Below are 15213 nucleotides of genomic sequence, written 5' to 3'. Positions count from 1 at the left end.
CCTCTTTGGTATATTGCGGTACAAACCACTTATATAATTGCTTCTATGCTGCGCATTCAAAGAGGAGATATGCTCTTGTAAATAGTTATTACCTTTGGAAACGCTTATTTTTAAAGGTTGTCCTTCGTAGGAGTACAGTTGTTTGTACAGGGAAATACTAAAGGTTAGGGCTATTGATGAAGGCTTGACACCCCTATACCGCTTTGCTAAGATTGCAATAATATATTTTCAGAGAGCCTTGATTTGTCCATGTCGGACAGACAACAAGACCAATACAGACTAAACAATTTGAAGGAGGATCATCTTGGTGTGGGAAGATAAATTCGGTAAGGAAGGCCTTACCTTTGACGATGTTTTGCTGGTACCTCGCAAGTCGGTGGTTCTGCCCAAAGAAGTAAGCGTGGCGACTCGTTTGAGTGATAACGTAAAGCTGAATATTCCTTTGATGAGTGCTGGTATGGATACTGTTACTGAGGCAGTGTTGGCAATCGCGATGGCTCGTGAGGGCGGTATCGGTATTATTCATAAAAATATGTCGATTGAACAGCAAGCGGTAGAGGTGGATCGGGTTAAACGTTCGGAGAGCGGTGTTATCACCAATCCATTCTCATTGACTCCGGATCATTTGGTATCCGATGCTGAAGCAGTTATGGGTAAATACCGTATTTCTGGTGTACCTGTTGTAAACGAAGAAAACAAACTGGTGGGTATTATTACTAACCGCGATCTTCGCTTTATTCACGATTTTAACCTTAAAATCAGTGAAGTCATGACGAAGGAAGAACTGGTAACTGCACCTGTAGGTACGACTTTACAGGAAGCGGAAGTCATTTTGCAAAAGCATAAAATTGAAAAGCTCCCTTTGGTCGATGATGAAAATTATCTCAAAGGCCTTATCACCATTAAAGATATTGAGAAAGCTATTCAATTTCCGAACGCAGCGAAAGATGCACAAGGCCGTCTTCTGGTCGGTGCGGCTGTCGGCATTTCCAAGGATACATTTGATCGGACTGAAGCACTTGTAAAAGCTGGTGTGGATATGATTGTAGTGGACTCTGCTCACGGGCATCATATTAACATTATTGAAGCAGTCCGCAAGCTGCGTGAAGCTTATCCTGATCTGACGATTGTAGCAGGTAATGTAGCTACTGGTGACGGAACGCGCGAATTAATTGAAGCTGGAGCATCGGTCGTAAAAGTGGGTATTGGTCCAGGCTCCATCTGTACAACACGCGTAATCGCAGGGATTGGTGTTCCACAAGTAACAGCAATTTATGATTGTGCAACAGTAGCACGTGAATATAATATTCCGATTATTGCAGATGGCGGTATTAAATACTCCGGTGAAATTACAAAGGCCATTGCGGCAGGGGCTTCTGCGGTAATGCTGGGAAGTCTTTTTGCAGGTACGGAAGAAAGCCCAGGCGAATCTGAAATTTATCAAGGACGCCGCTTCAAAGTATATCGTGGCATGGGTTCTATGGCTGCGATGAAGCAAGGTAGTAAAGATCGTTATTTCCAAGATGACGACAAGAAATTGGTACCGGAAGGCATAGAAGGACGCGTTGCTTATAAAGGACCACTTTCCGACACTGTTCATCAGCTGTTGGGCGGTCTTCGTTCTGGTATGGGTTATTGCGGTACAGCTAATATTGAGGAGCTTCGTAACGATACAAGCTTTATCCGTATTACAGGTGCTGGTCTGCGTGAGAGCCATCCGCATGATGTGCAAATTACGAAAGAAGCACCAAACTACTCTCTATAAAGTTCGGCTGTAGTAGACTTGACGACAGGCAGAGCGTATTTCGCTCTGCCTGTCTTTTTTTAGAGATACCCCTGTGATAGAATAGACAAGTGTCCGCCTTTATGATGAAATTATTGATGAATTAGGGCACGTAGGTCTTTTGGACGATTCCTACCAGTGAAGAAGATTCGAGCAGAAAATGCTCATGACAGGATACAACTAAGAAAACGAAATAAAACTGAATTTTATAACATTAAACATTAACTACATTGGCCAAGTAGAGGCTATAACCACCGTCTCGTTATACATAGCGGATCGGGTTGAGGTACGAGAGGAGTTTGTATTCATTTGAAAGCGAACAATTTAAAGGAAAATACAAAACGCAGCATGATTAAAAAGAGTGTGACTGCAGTCATGGTGCTTAATATGATGTATATGTCGGCATTGCCTGTTGTAGGCAATTTCGATTCTAGCGTGGCTACTTTTGCAGCTGGAGCGGCAACACAGGCAACCAATATTACGGGGACAGGTTCTATTAACCCCCCTAGTCTGGCACTACGTTCTGCCATTTTGATCGAGCCTTCCACGGGGCAAGTATTGCTGTCTATGAATCCAGATGAGCCACTTCCACCAGCAAGTATGACTAAAATGATGACAGAGTACATCGTGGCTGAACAGGTTAAGCAAGGTAAACTCAAGTGGACGGATAAGGTTACGGTTAACGAGAATGCTTCTAAGAGCATTGGATCACGTATTTTTTTGGCTCAAGGGGATCAACATACGGTAGAAGAGCTTTATATTGCAATGGCGGTAGGTTCTGCTAATGACGCCACAGTAGCCCTTGCTGAACGCGTATCCGGAACCGAGCAGGACTTTGTAAAACTAATGAATGAAACAGCTCAGAAAATGGGCATGAAAAATACGTATTTTATCAACTCGACTGGTTTGGACCGTGGTGATATGCCGAAAGGCTTCCAGCCGGATACAGACCGGGAAACTGTGATGACAGCGAGAGATGCAGCTACTCTGGCTGGTTACATCATTAAAGATCATCCGGATTACACACGATTCACCACAATTCAATCTTACAAATTCCGTCCTACCGACAAGGCGCCGATTATTAACTATAACTGGATGCTAGAAGCAAACAAAAATATTACTAACTTTAGAAAGTTTGCTTACCCAGGTTTAGACGGGATGAAAACAGGCCATACGGCTAATGCTGGCAACTGTTTTACAGGAACCGCTGAACGCAACGGAGTGCGTCTCATCAGTGTAGTTATGGGAGCTGATTCAGATGCACACCGTTTTACAGAGACAGCTAAAGTGCTGAACTATGGTTTTGATAACTTTGAAGTGAAGCAGGTTGTTGCTCCAAAGACGGTGGTTAAGGGTGTTGAGAATGTGCCAGTGACCAAAGGTACGGAAACAGAAGTACCGATCGTCACCAAGGATGCAGTAAGCTTTATTGTACCTAAGGGTGCGAGCAATCCTAAGGTAACCTTTACAACGAACATTACACCAGCAAGCTCTCTGGTGGCACCTTTGAAGCAAGGGGCCAAAGTCGGAACAATTACGTACACTTACAAGACAGACGGTGTGGATAAAGGGCAGACGAAAACCGTAGATCTGGTTACTACGACGGCAGTAGAAGAGGGCGGCTGGTTCCGAATGCTTTTCCGGGCAATCGGTGATTTCTTCGGAGATCTGTTCCAAGGAATTAAGAACCTCTTCTAAAAAAGCAAAGCTAGGCGACCTACCTTGTTTTTCATTACTTATTTTGCAGCTTGAAATGATTGTGTATTTGGCATTCGTGCGGTAAAATATTAAGTTAGAATCTAAACGTAACCCTTACAGGAGGCAACGACATGGAAACGGGAACTTCGCGTGTAAAAAGAGGTATGGCAGAGATGCAAAAAGGCGGCGTAATCATGGATGTCATGAACGCTGAGCAGGCTAAAATTGCAGAGGCAGCAGGAGCTACAGCTGTAATGGCTCTTGAACGGGTGCCTTCGGATATCCGTGCAGCTGGTGGGGTTGCTCGTATGGCTGACCCAACGATTGTGGAAGAAGTTATGAAGGTTGTTTCTATTCCTGTTATGGCTAAGGCTCGCATCGGTCACTTTGTAGAGGCAAAGGTACTGGAATCTCTCGGTGTTGACTATCTCGATGAGAGCGAAGTGCTGACACCTGCGGATGAAGTTTTCCATATTGATAAGCGGGAGTTCACCGTTCCATTTGTTTGTGGAGCCAAGGATCTGGGAGAAGCGCTGCGTCGTATTGGTGAGGGTGCATCTATGATCCGTACGAAGGGCGAACCGGGAACTGGGAATATTGTTGAGGCCGTTCGGCATATGCGTTTTATCAATGGTCAAATTCGCAAGGTGCAAAACTTGTCGAAGGACGAGCTGTATGCAGAAGCGAAAAACCTCGGAGTTGCTTATGAACTGCTGTTAGAAGTGCATGAGCTTGGCAAGCTGCCTGTGGTCAACTTTGCAGCGGGTGGTGTAGCAACACCTGCCGATGCCGCGTTAATGATGCATTTAGGCGCTGATGGCGTCTTTGTAGGTTCTGGTATTTTCAAATCGGATAGCCCTGAGAAGTTTGCACGTGCAATCGTGGAAGCGACCACTCATTATACGGATTACAAGCTAATCGCAGAAGTCTCCAAGAATTTGGGAACTCCTATGAAAGGCATTGAAATTTCCAAACTGGCACCGCATGAGCGCATGCAGGATCGTGGTTGGTAAGAAAGAAGGGACCGGCATGAAAATAGGTGTATTGTCGCTGCAAGGCGCTGTAGCTGAACATATACGAAGCGTTGAACGTGCGGGTGCGGAAGGTATAGCGGTGAAGAAGATCGAACAGCTCGATGAGCTGTCCGGTCTTATCATTCCCGGTGGTGAAAGTACCACTATCGGTAAGCTAATGCGCAAGTATAATTTTATAGAGGCTGTACGTCAGTTTTCCAATCAAGGCAAGCCTGTATTCGGTACTTGCGCGGGATTGATTGTACTGGCTAAAACGATTCAAGGACAGGAAGAAGCACATTTGGGACTCATGGATATTACAGTATCGCGTAATGCATTTGGTCGCCAAAGAGAAAGCTTTGAAACAGACTTGAACATTAAAGGGATTGAGGAACCGGTTCGTGCTGTATTTATACGCGCGCCATTAATACAGTCTGTTGGAACGGGAGTAGATGTGCTGTCTGAGTATAACGGCGAGATCGTGGCAGCCCGTCAGGGTCATTTGCTGGCTTCATCCTTCCATCCGGAGTTAACAGACGATTACCGGTTACATCAGTATTTTGTGGATATGGTCCGCGAATAGGGGAAAGTCAGGTTTGTAGTGTAGGAGGGATTACCTGTGTTAGATATAAAGATTTTACGTAATGAGCTTGGTCGGGTTGAGAAAGCTTTGCAGAACAGGGGGAAATCTCTGGATCTGATTAATGGTTTTACAGATCTGGATGTAAGCCGTCGTGAGTTACTACAAGAAAGCGAAGGACTCAAAAATCGTCGGAACGTGGTATCCGGTGAAGTAGCCAAGTTGAAGAAGAATAAGGAAAATGCGGATGATCTGATTGCAGAAATGCGTCAAGTCTCCGATCGTATTAAAGAATTAGATGAGCAAGTACGCGAACTGGAAGTACAGATCGACGAACTGGTGATGTCTATTCCGAATATTCCTAATGAAACAGTACCTGTAGGTGCATCGGAAGAGGATAATGTAGAAATCCGTCGCTGGTCGGAGCCACGCGAGTTTTCTTTTACACCTAAAGCGCATTGGGAATTGGCTCAGGATCTAGATATTCTTGATTTTGAGGCAGCAGCCAAGGTAACGGGTTCTCGTTTTACGTTCTACAAAGGACTGGGAGCAAGATTAGAGCGTGCGCTGATTAACTTTATGATGGATCTGCACAGCAGTGAGCATGGTTATGAAGAAATGCTTCCTCCATACATTGTAAATCGGGATAGCTTGTACGGAACGGGTCAACTTCCGAAGTTTGAAGAAGATTTGTTTAAGCTGCGTGATACTGAGTATTATCTCATTCCTACGGCTGAAGTTCCGGTAACCAACTACCACCGTGAAGAGATCATGAATGCGGAGCAGCTTCCAAAATATTATGTAGCATACAGCTCTTGCTTTCGCTCGGAGGCAGGATCAGCAGGACGTGATACACGTGGCCTGATCCGTCAGCATCAGTTCAATAAGGTAGAGATGCTTAAGCTAGTTCACCCGGATACCTCTTATGAGGAATTGGAGAAAATGACGAATAACGCTGAGCGTGTTTTACAGCTGCTCGGACTTCCATATCGCGTGCTGGCACTTTGCACTGGAGATATGGGTTTTACGTCTGCCAAAACGTACGATCTGGAAGTATGGTTGCCTGAGAGTGGCATGTACCGCGAGATTTCTTCTTGTTCAAACACAGAAGACTTCCAAGCGCGTCGTGCAAACATTCGTTTCCGTCCAGATTCGAAGGCGAAGCCTGAATTTGTACATACGCTGAACGGTTCAGGATTGGCTGTGGGTCGGACTGTGGCTGCTATTTTGGAGAACTATCAGCAAGAGGACGGAAGCATCGTGATCCCAGAAGTCCTGCGTTCATACATGCGAGGTGTTGAGGTTATTGCTCCTAAGCAGTAAGTGTTGCATTCTTAGAAATCCTGTGGTAAAATAATTTTGTTGCGCCTGAGTATGTTAAAAGGGAAGCAGCTTTATCCATTTACCACCTGGAGAGGTACCGAAGCGGTCATAACGGGGCGGTCTTGAAAACCGTTAGAGTGCAAGCTCACATGGGTTCGAATCCCATCCTCTCCGCCATATTTTAAATAAACCAAGTCATTCAAATACGATAGCTGATACATTGGCCTTTATAAGCTAATGATCAGGAATCGTGGAGAATGGCTTTTTTGTTGTATAAAAAGCTCGTTTTTTTCACACGTTATCAGATGTGGAGGTGCTGGCATGAATCGAGAAATGACAGTAGACCAGCAAAAGCTGGTAGAGGCCTGGCAGGAACAACTGCCGATTCTTTTGAATTCAGGGGACAAATCACAGGTACAGGCAGATGAAGCCAATAACCGGGCTATACGAATCCACATCGAGGTTGAAGGCCGACAAATGTACTCCTTTGATTTTGCATGTACTTATGTAGACTCCCGGGAAGTACAGGTTAGCTTAGTCGATGTAGAGCGGGACGGACAGTCTGTGGATGAACGAACAGATATCATTCAGCAGTTAGTGTCCGATTATACTCGGCATATTCACCAATGTGCCCAAACATTACAGTCGTTGACGCATTCGTAGGTCATGAAGGAATGAGGAGGAAGGCTACATGACAAAAGCCAAAAACGGACTGGATAAAAACCTGTCTAACATTGTTGATGATTTGGAGCAACGTCCAGTTAATAGTCATCAGGCACAGCAAGTGCAGCAGGATCGTAATGATCGCCGTCATCAGGATTCACTAAATCACGATAAAACGGAAGATCTACACCATCTATAGTCCTATTTTTAATGGTAATAAACGGATTCGTTGATGTACCAAAAATATAGACTGAGAATGGAGGATGCATAAATGAGCAAGCCTAAAGCCATTCCTGTTCCCGAAGCACAGGATTCTGGTGGAAGTAACGAAAAGCGTGAGCGTAGTCATCAGCAGGAGCCGTTATCCGGTTCCAAGAAGGTGAAACAGCGGAATCACGTGGATCACCATAATAGAGAAGGCTCATAAGCAGGCAGACCTTTCTCCTAAAATATATTGCATAGTGTAAGACACCCTGGTTAGAGAGCCAGGGTGTCTTTGTGCTTATTGTAAGAAAATTTTCCAATAAGTGTTTCGCCGTTTGAGAATATGAGTTAAAATAGAGGGTGTGTATTTTTTTTGTTAGCATAAATAAAGGGGTTAAATACGAGAGGAGAGAATCTACACAATGAGTAAAAAGTTATCCGTCTTGGTACTCACTATGGTGTTGCTTATGACGGTAGCCCTGGTAGGTTGTAGCAAGAAGTTAGAACCGAAGGAAGCTGTTACGACCGGTACAGCTAATGCAATGAAATTGAATTCTTATGAATCCAAAAGTCAATTCACGATTAAGGAACTGACCATTACATCCGCTTCTGTTCCAAGTGAGCAAAGTGCAATGGTAACTAGCATGCTGAAAAATGCTGATATTACGCTGGATGGTGTATACCAAAAAGAACCTTTCCAATCTGAAATGACGCTCGGCATTCATTTGAAAGGTGATCTTTCCACCAGCTTCACGATTCCAATGGTAATGACTAAAGATAAACTGTACGTTAAAATTCCTAATATTCCATTTTACCCGCTTCCACAGGATGTTGTAGGTAAATTCCTGATCATTGATCCACAAGAACTGGCTAAACAATCAGGACAAGAATTTAATCCTGCAGCGATGGATCAGGAAAAATCGCAGAAATTTGCGAATGAAGTGATTGCTGCTATTATGAACGAGTATGATCAAGCAACGTACTTCTTTGATATTGATCCTAAAGACGCTAAATTGCCACAAGGCGTTGAAGCTAAACAAGTAGTTCAGTTCAAAATAACGAACGACAATGTGAAGCAAGCGACCAATACATTTATCACTAAGGCGCTTCCTAAAGTCCTTGATGTGATGTCTAAAGATGAATATGCTGGCATGCTTCAAGTGAAGAAGGAAGAGCTGGCTGAAGCGAAGAAAGAACTGCAATCCAACACCAGCGAAGTTAGCAAAAAGCTGGATGAGTTGAAAAACTATTTGACGGTGAAACAATTTGACATTAACACAGCTTTGAACAAGGATAACATTCCTGTGTATCAAGACCTGAATGCGAATGTAGAGATGAATGATCCGGCTACAAAAGACAATGTGAAATTGTCCGTAACAGGCTACACGCAATACAGCAAAATCAATGCTAAAGCAGCATTTAAAGTGGGTATTCCAACAGGTGATCAAGTCCTGACTATGGAACAACTGCAACAAAAAATGCAAACTGTTGCTCCTTAATTATGGGATGACATGATTGCAAAACATCATTTTTTTCGTATATGATGTAAGAAAACCGCTCGGCATAAGCCGGGCGGTTTTTTGTTTACTGTTAATGTTGTCCCTGTGCAGTCATTTAGCTCTGCCACACGTCATCCTCAGCCAAAAGTCCAAACATCTGGTGATCCTGCCATGCGCCCTGAATCTGTATAAGCTTGCGAGCAATGCCTTCTGGCTGGAAGCCGCATTTTTTTAATACACGTTGTGAGGGATCATTATGCAAAAGGGTACCCGCTTGGAGACGATGTAGAGATAAGGCACGAAAGGCATATTGTATGATCAACTTTAAGGCAGCGGTCATATGCCCTTTACCCTGTTCATGATGATCCATCATGTAGCCGATATCAGCGAATTGTCCAACTCCACGTACTAGATTGGAAATAGAGATATAACCGATGAGCCGTTCTTCCTTTAAGAGAAAGATACCGAACACGTAACCTCGATCCTCTTCGGCCTGATGCAATTTCTGACGGATATAATCCTGCTGTTTCTCTAATGTGAAAAATGAATCCTCGTAAAGCGGCTCATAAGGCGCATGGGAATCCCTATTTCGGTGCCTAAGGGCGAGAAGGGCTTCGCTATCCGCTAAGCTAAATGGCCGTAAAAAGATACCTTGAGGCGTATTATACAAGCTCATAGGCATGAGGTGATCTCCTTCCATGGGGAATTAGCAATGAGATGAAGTGTTTTGGAATTTTCCCCCTCAGGATGAAGATAGGGGAGGAGACAATTTGGCGGCCGCTCTTTTTTGCCGGAGATGCCGAAAAAAGCTCGTTAGCAACGAGGCACATTCCTCCTGAAGTACACCACTGGTTACCTCTGTGCAATGATTGAACCGAGGCTCCTGTAATAAATTCATCAGCGTGCCTGCACAGCCTGCTTTGGGATCTGTGGTGCCGTATATCAGATGAGGGACTCGTGATTGAACAATGGCTCCGGCGCACATCGGGCACGGCTCCAGGGTGACATACAGCCTGCAATCCAGCAGGCGCCAAGCGCCTAAGTGCTCACTGGCCTGACGAATGGCAACCATCTCTGCATGTGCAGTTGGGTCAGCATCCGTCTCGCGCAAATTGTAACCGCGGCCGATGATTTCATTATCTTTTACGATGACAGCTCCGATGGGGACTTCACCTAACGTTTCTGCCTTATACGCTTCCTGAATGGCTTCTTTCATCCAATAGGCGTGATCCATAGTGGTCACTGGGAAAATGCTCCTTTCAAACGCGGAATTATCCAACGAACAAATATTCCGTTGTTAACATGATGTGAATAAAATTGTGGATAACAAGGCACTTGTCCACAGGTTTATCCACAGTTTATAATAAAATCTGTGTATTTGTGGACTACCTGTGGATGATTATCTTCTTATATTGTAGGCAAACGCCCGTCTATTGACAATACTGTACACAAGGTGTGTATTTATGTATATCCGGTAAATGTAAATGCTGGTATCAGAGGCGCTATTACGGTATCATTGAGTTAGCAATTGCCAGTAATCGCCAGCATACGGCAAGAGGTGAGAAATCAGTGTGTCGATAAAAATCAGAATAACGATCATTTTGTCGGGGTCCGTCTTGTTTATCCTGTTGTTAAACATCGCACTCAATTATTACACGACCCACGAAAATCTAAGAAGTGACAGTGAAACTAAAATGGTTCTGACCGCTAAAATTATCGGAGGAGCTATCGAACAAACCCAACATAGCTGGGAGGCCGTTGACAAACAGCTCGGATATAATCTGTGGCTTTCTGCCACGTTGGCTGCCAATCAGCTCGATCCTGACATCCGAAATATTCAGCAGGAACAGCTTCAACAGATAGCCACACTCCACAGGGATATTAATATTTCTTTGATGATTCGAGACGGGCAGGGGTATAAGGTTGTCAAATCCTCCGATCCTAAAGAAGTAACGCCATCCGATCCATTGACCGGGCATTGGAAAAATGCAGTTGACCAATTATATGAGCATGGACAGGCTGCAATGGCGCAAGGTCAGAAACTGGATCATTTTTGGACCGGATCATTTGACTACACGGGTTCAGACTCCTCACATATTAATAAATGGGGATTTTATTATGACCAAAAACGTAACTACTTAATTCGAATTTCCTTTCAGGATACTTCAGTACAAAATTTCATAACCATCCTGAGTCCCGATGAGATCGTAAAGCAAACCCAACAAGTGGATTATCGCATCATGGAGATTACAGGAATTAACCCTGCAACCTTTGGTGGCGCTACGATGGACAAGAACGGGAACGACTGGAAATACTATTACATGTACAACAAACCGATCCAATTCGGCACGTATCAACTAACGAGAGTGCAGGAGGATCGTTTGGCCGTGTCCAGGGCTATCATCTCGGGGGAGAGTATTGTACAAGACTGCTATATTAAAGGCGAACGGGTTCTCGTCAGTTACATACCTTTTTATCCGGCTAACCGTGATGCCTATGTTATCCGTATTGTTATGAATTATGATACGATCACTTCTGTTATTTCCAAGCAATTGATTAGTTTAATTGCCATTTCTATTGTCCTTTTAGAGGTTGTGATCATTGGAAGCTATGTGCTTGCCAGTCTGTTTGTCCGTCCAATTCAGTCGATTCTGGGCAAAGTGAACGAGATGGCTGATGGTCATTTTGATACACGGCTAGAAATCAAGGGTGGTCATGAGCTTGCACAGTTGGGTGAGCGCATCAATGCGATGGCCTACAATTTGGGGGTGTATACGAGAAGACTCGAACAAATGTATGAAGAGAACCGTTCTGTAAAGGAGCATCTGGAATCGGTTATTAATCAGACAGCAGATGCGATTCATGTGACTGATGAGGAGGATCGTGTCGTTCGGGTCAATCATGCCTTCGAAGCTTTGTACGGCTGGACCAAGAAAGAGTTGGTTGGTCGTAAGCTGGAGTTTGTACCTCCGCAGCAACAGGAGGAGTATGAATTTCAGAAGAAGAGCCTGCTTCAGGGAGAGAGCATCGTATCAAGTGAGTCCCTTAGAATGCGTAAGGATGGAAGTACGGTAGAGATTAGTATGAGCACGTCGCCTATTCTGGATGAAGAAGGCCAGATTTTGGGGTTTATCTGCGTGTCGCGTGATATCACGGGTCGCAACCGGATGGAGGAGCTGTTGCGCAGATCAGAGAAACTGACAACCGTCGGACAACTAGCAGCAGGCGTAGCGCATGAGATTCGTAATCCGCTAACCACGCTACGTGGCTTTCTCCAACTACAGCAGCAAAATCAAGTGTTGAATATGAAACACAACGATATTATGATGTCTGAGCTGGATCGCATTAATTTGATCGTAAGCGAGTTTTTAATTCTGGCGAAGCCACAGGCGGTGCATTTTCAGAAAAAAGATGTTCGCTATATTGTGAGCGATGTGATTTCTTTACTAGATAGTCAGGCGCATCTGCTGGGCATTGTATTCAATCTTCAGGTCACGGACGAGCCTGCCCTGGTATACGCCGAAGAAAATCAGTTAAAACAGGTATTCATTAATTTACTTAAAAATAGCATGGAGGCTATGAGTAAAGGTGGTATCATCACGATTCATTTGTTCTTGGAGGGAGAAAGCGTTAAAATCTTCATACGGGACCAGGGAACGGGTATTCCTGCAGAAATGCTGTCCAAGCTAGGAGAACCTTTTTTCACAAACAAAGAAACAGGGACAGGACTAGGACTTATGGTCAGCCAGCGTATTATACAGAGTCATAAAGGCACACTGGATATTGAAAGCACAGAGGGAGAGGGAACGACAGCCCTGGTGCAGCTTCCGATTGCCAAGCCGGAGTAACGGGCAGGGGCGCAGGAGGAAGTGTGTTAGTAGAAATGGAGGGTACACAGGTTGCGCATTAACAAGTTTATCAGCGAAACCGGTTTTTGCTCGCGTCGGGAGGCGGACAAGCTGGTAGAGAGCGGCAGCGTGACGATTAACGGCGAAGTGGCCGTGCTGGGTAGTCAAGCGGAGGAAGGCGATGATGTTCGCGTGAACGGCAAGCCACTGCGCGAGAAGTCCGATCACGTCTATATTGCATTGAACAAGCCGGTGGGCATTACAAGTACAACGGAGAGCCACATTAGAGGCAATGTTGTTGATTTTGTGGGGCACCCGCAGCGGATATTCCCGATTGGACGCCTGGATAAGGATTCGGAAGGTCTCATTTTACTTACCAATGATGGAGACATTGTGAATAAGATTTTACGGGCAGAAGGCAAGCATGAGAAAGAATATATCGTAACAGTGGATCGCCCTGTCATACCGTCTTTTGTGCAGGGCATGTCCAGCGGGGTGAAAATACTCGGCCAGCGGACGCTACCTTGTGAGGTGACGCGTGTATCTGAGTATGTATTCCGTATTATCCTGACTGAAGGGAAAAATCGTCAGATCCGGCGTATGTGTGCTGCCTTCGGTTATGAAGTAAAAAAACTGCAACGGCTGCGAATCATGAATATTCGGTTGGGGTCCCTTCAGAAAGGTGCCTGGCGTGATCTGACAGAGGCTGAGAAGCAGGAGCTTGGCCAGATGCTCGATTATACGCTTAGCTAATGCCAGAGGAGTTTCGTATAGCCTACAGCGTATGATCGTGTACCTGACAGGGCCAGAAGTACAGGAAGCATAAACAAAGAGGCACCAGCTGCATAAAAATGCGGCGGTGCCTTTGTTCATATAACATATGCATAATCAACCTTCACTCGAGCTTGAGGTAGGACTGATGACTTGTGTCCCGTTCTGATATTTGCGGAGAACAGATATTTCAACACGACGGTTTTTGGAGCGTCCTTGACCATCTTGATTGCTTGCCAATGGACGATACTCGCCATAACCGATGGATACAAACTTGGTTGGATCGAGATCTGGATTGAGCAACAAGATACGCAAGAAATTCAGAGAGCGCTTGGCGCTCAAATCAAAGTTGGACGGGAACTGGCTGTTGGAGATCGGTACATTATCCGTGTGACCCGATACGATAACATCATAGCCAGGGAACTGCTGAAGCATACTAGAAATAGACTTGGCCAGCTTTCTTGCTTCCGGCTTTACTTCGGCCTGCCCGGATGAAAACAAGGCATTATCACTAATGGTGATCATCAGCTGTGATTGGTTCAGCTTGGTATTCAGCAACGGGGTCAGGCCGTTATTTTGAATGTATTGATCCATTTGTTTTTTAAGTTTTTTTAAATCTTCTTCTTCCCGCTGGGCCAACTGTTTTTGCAGTTCAGAGGTAGAAGTAGCCTTCGATTTTAAGGGTTGTGATACTTGTTCTTTATTTTTGCCCATATCCATGGATTGTGACGACGGATTCGCGGCCGAGTGATCCAGCACGCCAGTGCCGCCACTAAAAGCTGCACTCAGGGATTGAGCCATAGTTTCAAATTTTTTGGCGTCGAGCGAGCTCATACCGAATAAGACAATGAAAAGAGCCAACAGAAGGGTCATTAAGTCGGAATATGGCAACAGCCAGCTTTCGTCAGCATGCTCTTCATGCGGTTCATGTCTCTTTTTACTCACTGGAATCGCCATCCTTCTGGGTCAACGTAGCCCGTTCGGTCGGAGTCAGGAAGATCGTCAGTTTCTGACTGATGGCAATCGTCGATATCCCCGATTGAATGGAAAGCAGACCTTCGACCATCATTAATTTAAGCTCCACTTCTTTTTTGGATAACCGTTTGAGCTTGTTGGACATCGGATGCCACAGGACATAACCTGTAAAAATACCGAGCAACGTCGCAATGAAGGCTGCTGCAATGGCATGAGAGAGCTTTTCCATGTCACTAAGGTCGGCCAGAGCGGCGATCAGACCTACAACCGCACCGAGTACCCCGAGCGTTGGAGCGTACATACCAGCTTGAGAGAAGATCAGCGCGCCAGAGCGATGTCGGTCCTCGGTAGCATTGATATCCTCCATCAGAACGTCCCGTACGAATTCCTGATCATTTCCGTCAATAATCATTCGCATGCCGCCACGCATAAAGGGATCGTCGATTTCCTCTACCTTAGATTCCAAGGCGAGCAGACCTTCACGACGGGTAATGGATGCCCACTCGGTAAACGTACCGATGAGCTCTTTGCGGTCTAACAGTTTTTGTTCGGTGAAAATAACCTTGAACAGCTTCGGAATCCGTTTGATTTCTGCCATCGGGAAGGCCATAAATATACTCGCTGCCGTTCCGACGAAAATAATCATGTAAGCAGCGGGATTATTGACCAGATTGACGACCGGAGCGCCTTTTAAGATCATCCCGACGACCAGTGACATAATCCCGAGCACAAGTCCGATAATGGTTGAAATTTGCATGATACACCTCATCCATGAGAATAGATTTTGAATCCTTTCATGCCGCCGGGGTCGTCCTTGCCCCAAGCGCGTCATTACAAGACGGATTATAGTATTTAT

At 45.1% G+C, this 15213-nt stretch carries 15 protein-coding genes and 1 tRNA gene; 12 read left to right on the top strand and 4 right to left on the bottom strand.

Annotation, left to right across the window (positions count from 1 at the left end; genetic code table 11):
• Positions 1 to 307 precede the first annotated feature (307 nt).
• From guaB to NSS66_RS26100, 10 genes are all read left to right on the top strand, one after another.
• On the top strand, positions 308 to 1765 hold the full coding sequence (guaB, locus tag NSS66_RS26145; RefSeq protein ID WP_013308172.1) for an IMP dehydrogenase: 1458 nt from the start codon (positions 308 to 310) through the stop codon (positions 1763 to 1765).
• 327 nt (positions 1766 to 2092) lie between these two features.
• Positions 2093 to 3481 carry a D-alanyl-D-alanine carboxypeptidase family protein gene (locus tag NSS66_RS26140; RefSeq protein WP_028542609.1) on the top strand — a complete coding sequence of 463 codons (1389 nt, stop codon included), beginning with the start codon at positions 2093 to 2095 and terminating at the stop codon, positions 3479 to 3481.
• Positions 3482 to 3612: 131 nt separating this feature from the next.
• Entirely contained in the window at positions 3613 to 4494 is an 882-nt protein-coding gene (pdxS, locus tag NSS66_RS26135; RefSeq protein ID WP_025720037.1) for a pyridoxal 5'-phosphate synthase lyase subunit PdxS, read from the top strand.
• Between the two features lie 16 nt (positions 4495 to 4510).
• Positions 4511 to 5077, top strand: coding sequence for a pyridoxal 5'-phosphate synthase glutaminase subunit PdxT (pdxT, locus tag NSS66_RS26130; protein ID WP_053324339.1), 567 nt, complete (start codon positions 4511 to 4513; stop codon positions 5075 to 5077).
• A gap of 36 nt (positions 5078 to 5113) precedes the next feature.
• Positions 5114 to 6397 (top strand): serine--tRNA ligase, encoded by a 1284-nt coding sequence (gene serS, locus NSS66_RS26125; protein ID WP_069080573.1) that lies wholly within the window; start codon positions 5114 to 5116, stop codon positions 6395 to 6397.
• An 88-nt stretch (positions 6398 to 6485) separates the two neighbouring features.
• Positions 6486 to 6574, top strand: a tRNA-Ser gene (locus NSS66_RS26120).
• Between the two features lie 144 nt (positions 6575 to 6718).
• On the top strand, positions 6719 to 7060 hold the full coding sequence (locus tag NSS66_RS26115; RefSeq protein WP_013308177.1) for a hypothetical protein: 342 nt from the start codon (positions 6719 to 6721) through the stop codon (positions 7058 to 7060).
• 28 nt (positions 7061 to 7088) lie between these two features.
• Positions 7089 to 7259 (top strand): hypothetical protein, encoded by a 171-nt coding sequence (locus tag NSS66_RS26110; protein WP_007428073.1) that lies wholly within the window; start codon positions 7089 to 7091, stop codon positions 7257 to 7259.
• A 72-nt stretch (positions 7260 to 7331) separates the two neighbouring features.
• Entirely contained in the window at positions 7332 to 7487 is a 156-nt protein-coding gene (locus tag NSS66_RS26105; protein ID WP_025720032.1) for a small acid-soluble spore protein P, read from the top strand.
• A 199-nt stretch (positions 7488 to 7686) separates the two neighbouring features.
• Positions 7687 to 8763 (top strand): hypothetical protein, encoded by a 1077-nt coding sequence (locus NSS66_RS26100; RefSeq protein ID WP_160788736.1) that lies wholly within the window; start codon positions 7687 to 7689, stop codon positions 8761 to 8763.
• Between the two features lie 115 nt (positions 8764 to 8878).
• Here the strand turns inward: NSS66_RS26100 and NSS66_RS26095 are convergent, their stop codons facing one another.
• On the bottom strand, positions 8879 to 9445 hold the full coding sequence (locus NSS66_RS26095) for a GNAT family N-acetyltransferase (protein ID WP_076161096.1): 567 nt from the start codon (positions 9443 to 9445) through the stop codon (positions 8879 to 8881).
• Between the two features lie 60 nt (positions 9446 to 9505).
• The gene (tadA, locus tag NSS66_RS26090; RefSeq protein WP_028542604.1) at positions 9506 to 10006 is read right to left on the bottom strand and encodes a tRNA adenosine(34) deaminase TadA; all 501 of its coding nucleotides are present in this window, start codon (positions 10004 to 10006) and stop codon (positions 9506 to 9508) included.
• Between the two features lie 328 nt (positions 10007 to 10334).
• Here tadA and NSS66_RS26085 point away from each other — a divergent pair, with 328 nt between their 5' ends.
• Together NSS66_RS26085 and rluF are read left to right on the top strand one after the other, a co-directional pair.
• Entirely contained in the window at positions 10335 to 12611 is a 2277-nt protein-coding gene (locus NSS66_RS26085; protein ID WP_028542603.1) for a PAS domain S-box protein, read from the top strand.
• Between the two features lie 51 nt (positions 12612 to 12662).
• Positions 12663 to 13364 (top strand): 23S rRNA pseudouridine(2604) synthase RluF, encoded by a 702-nt coding sequence (gene rluF / locus NSS66_RS26080; protein WP_028542602.1) that lies wholly within the window; start codon positions 12663 to 12665, stop codon positions 13362 to 13364.
• 135 nt (positions 13365 to 13499) lie between these two features.
• Here rluF and motB read toward each other — a convergent pair whose 3' ends face one another.
• Positions 13500 to 14327 (bottom strand): flagellar motor protein MotB, encoded by an 828-nt coding sequence (motB, locus tag NSS66_RS26075; protein ID WP_025723781.1) that lies wholly within the window; start codon positions 14325 to 14327, stop codon positions 13500 to 13502.
• Positions 14320 to 15114: a flagellar motor stator protein MotA gene (motA, locus tag NSS66_RS26070; RefSeq protein WP_028542601.1), complete on the bottom strand. Its 795-nt coding sequence runs from the start codon at positions 15112 to 15114 to the stop codon at positions 14320 to 14322. Before motA ends, motB begins: the two co-directional genes overlap by 8 nt.
• Positions 15115 to 15213: the final 99 nt, after the last annotated feature.

The organism is Paenibacillus sp. FSL R10-2748, from assembly GCF_038005565.1.
Taxonomy (GTDB): Bacteria; Bacillota; Bacilli; order Paenibacillales; family Paenibacillaceae; genus Paenibacillus; species Paenibacillus polymyxa_B.
Note: the sequence above shows the minus strand (reverse complement) of the source record. Positions and strands in the feature narration are given on the sequence as shown.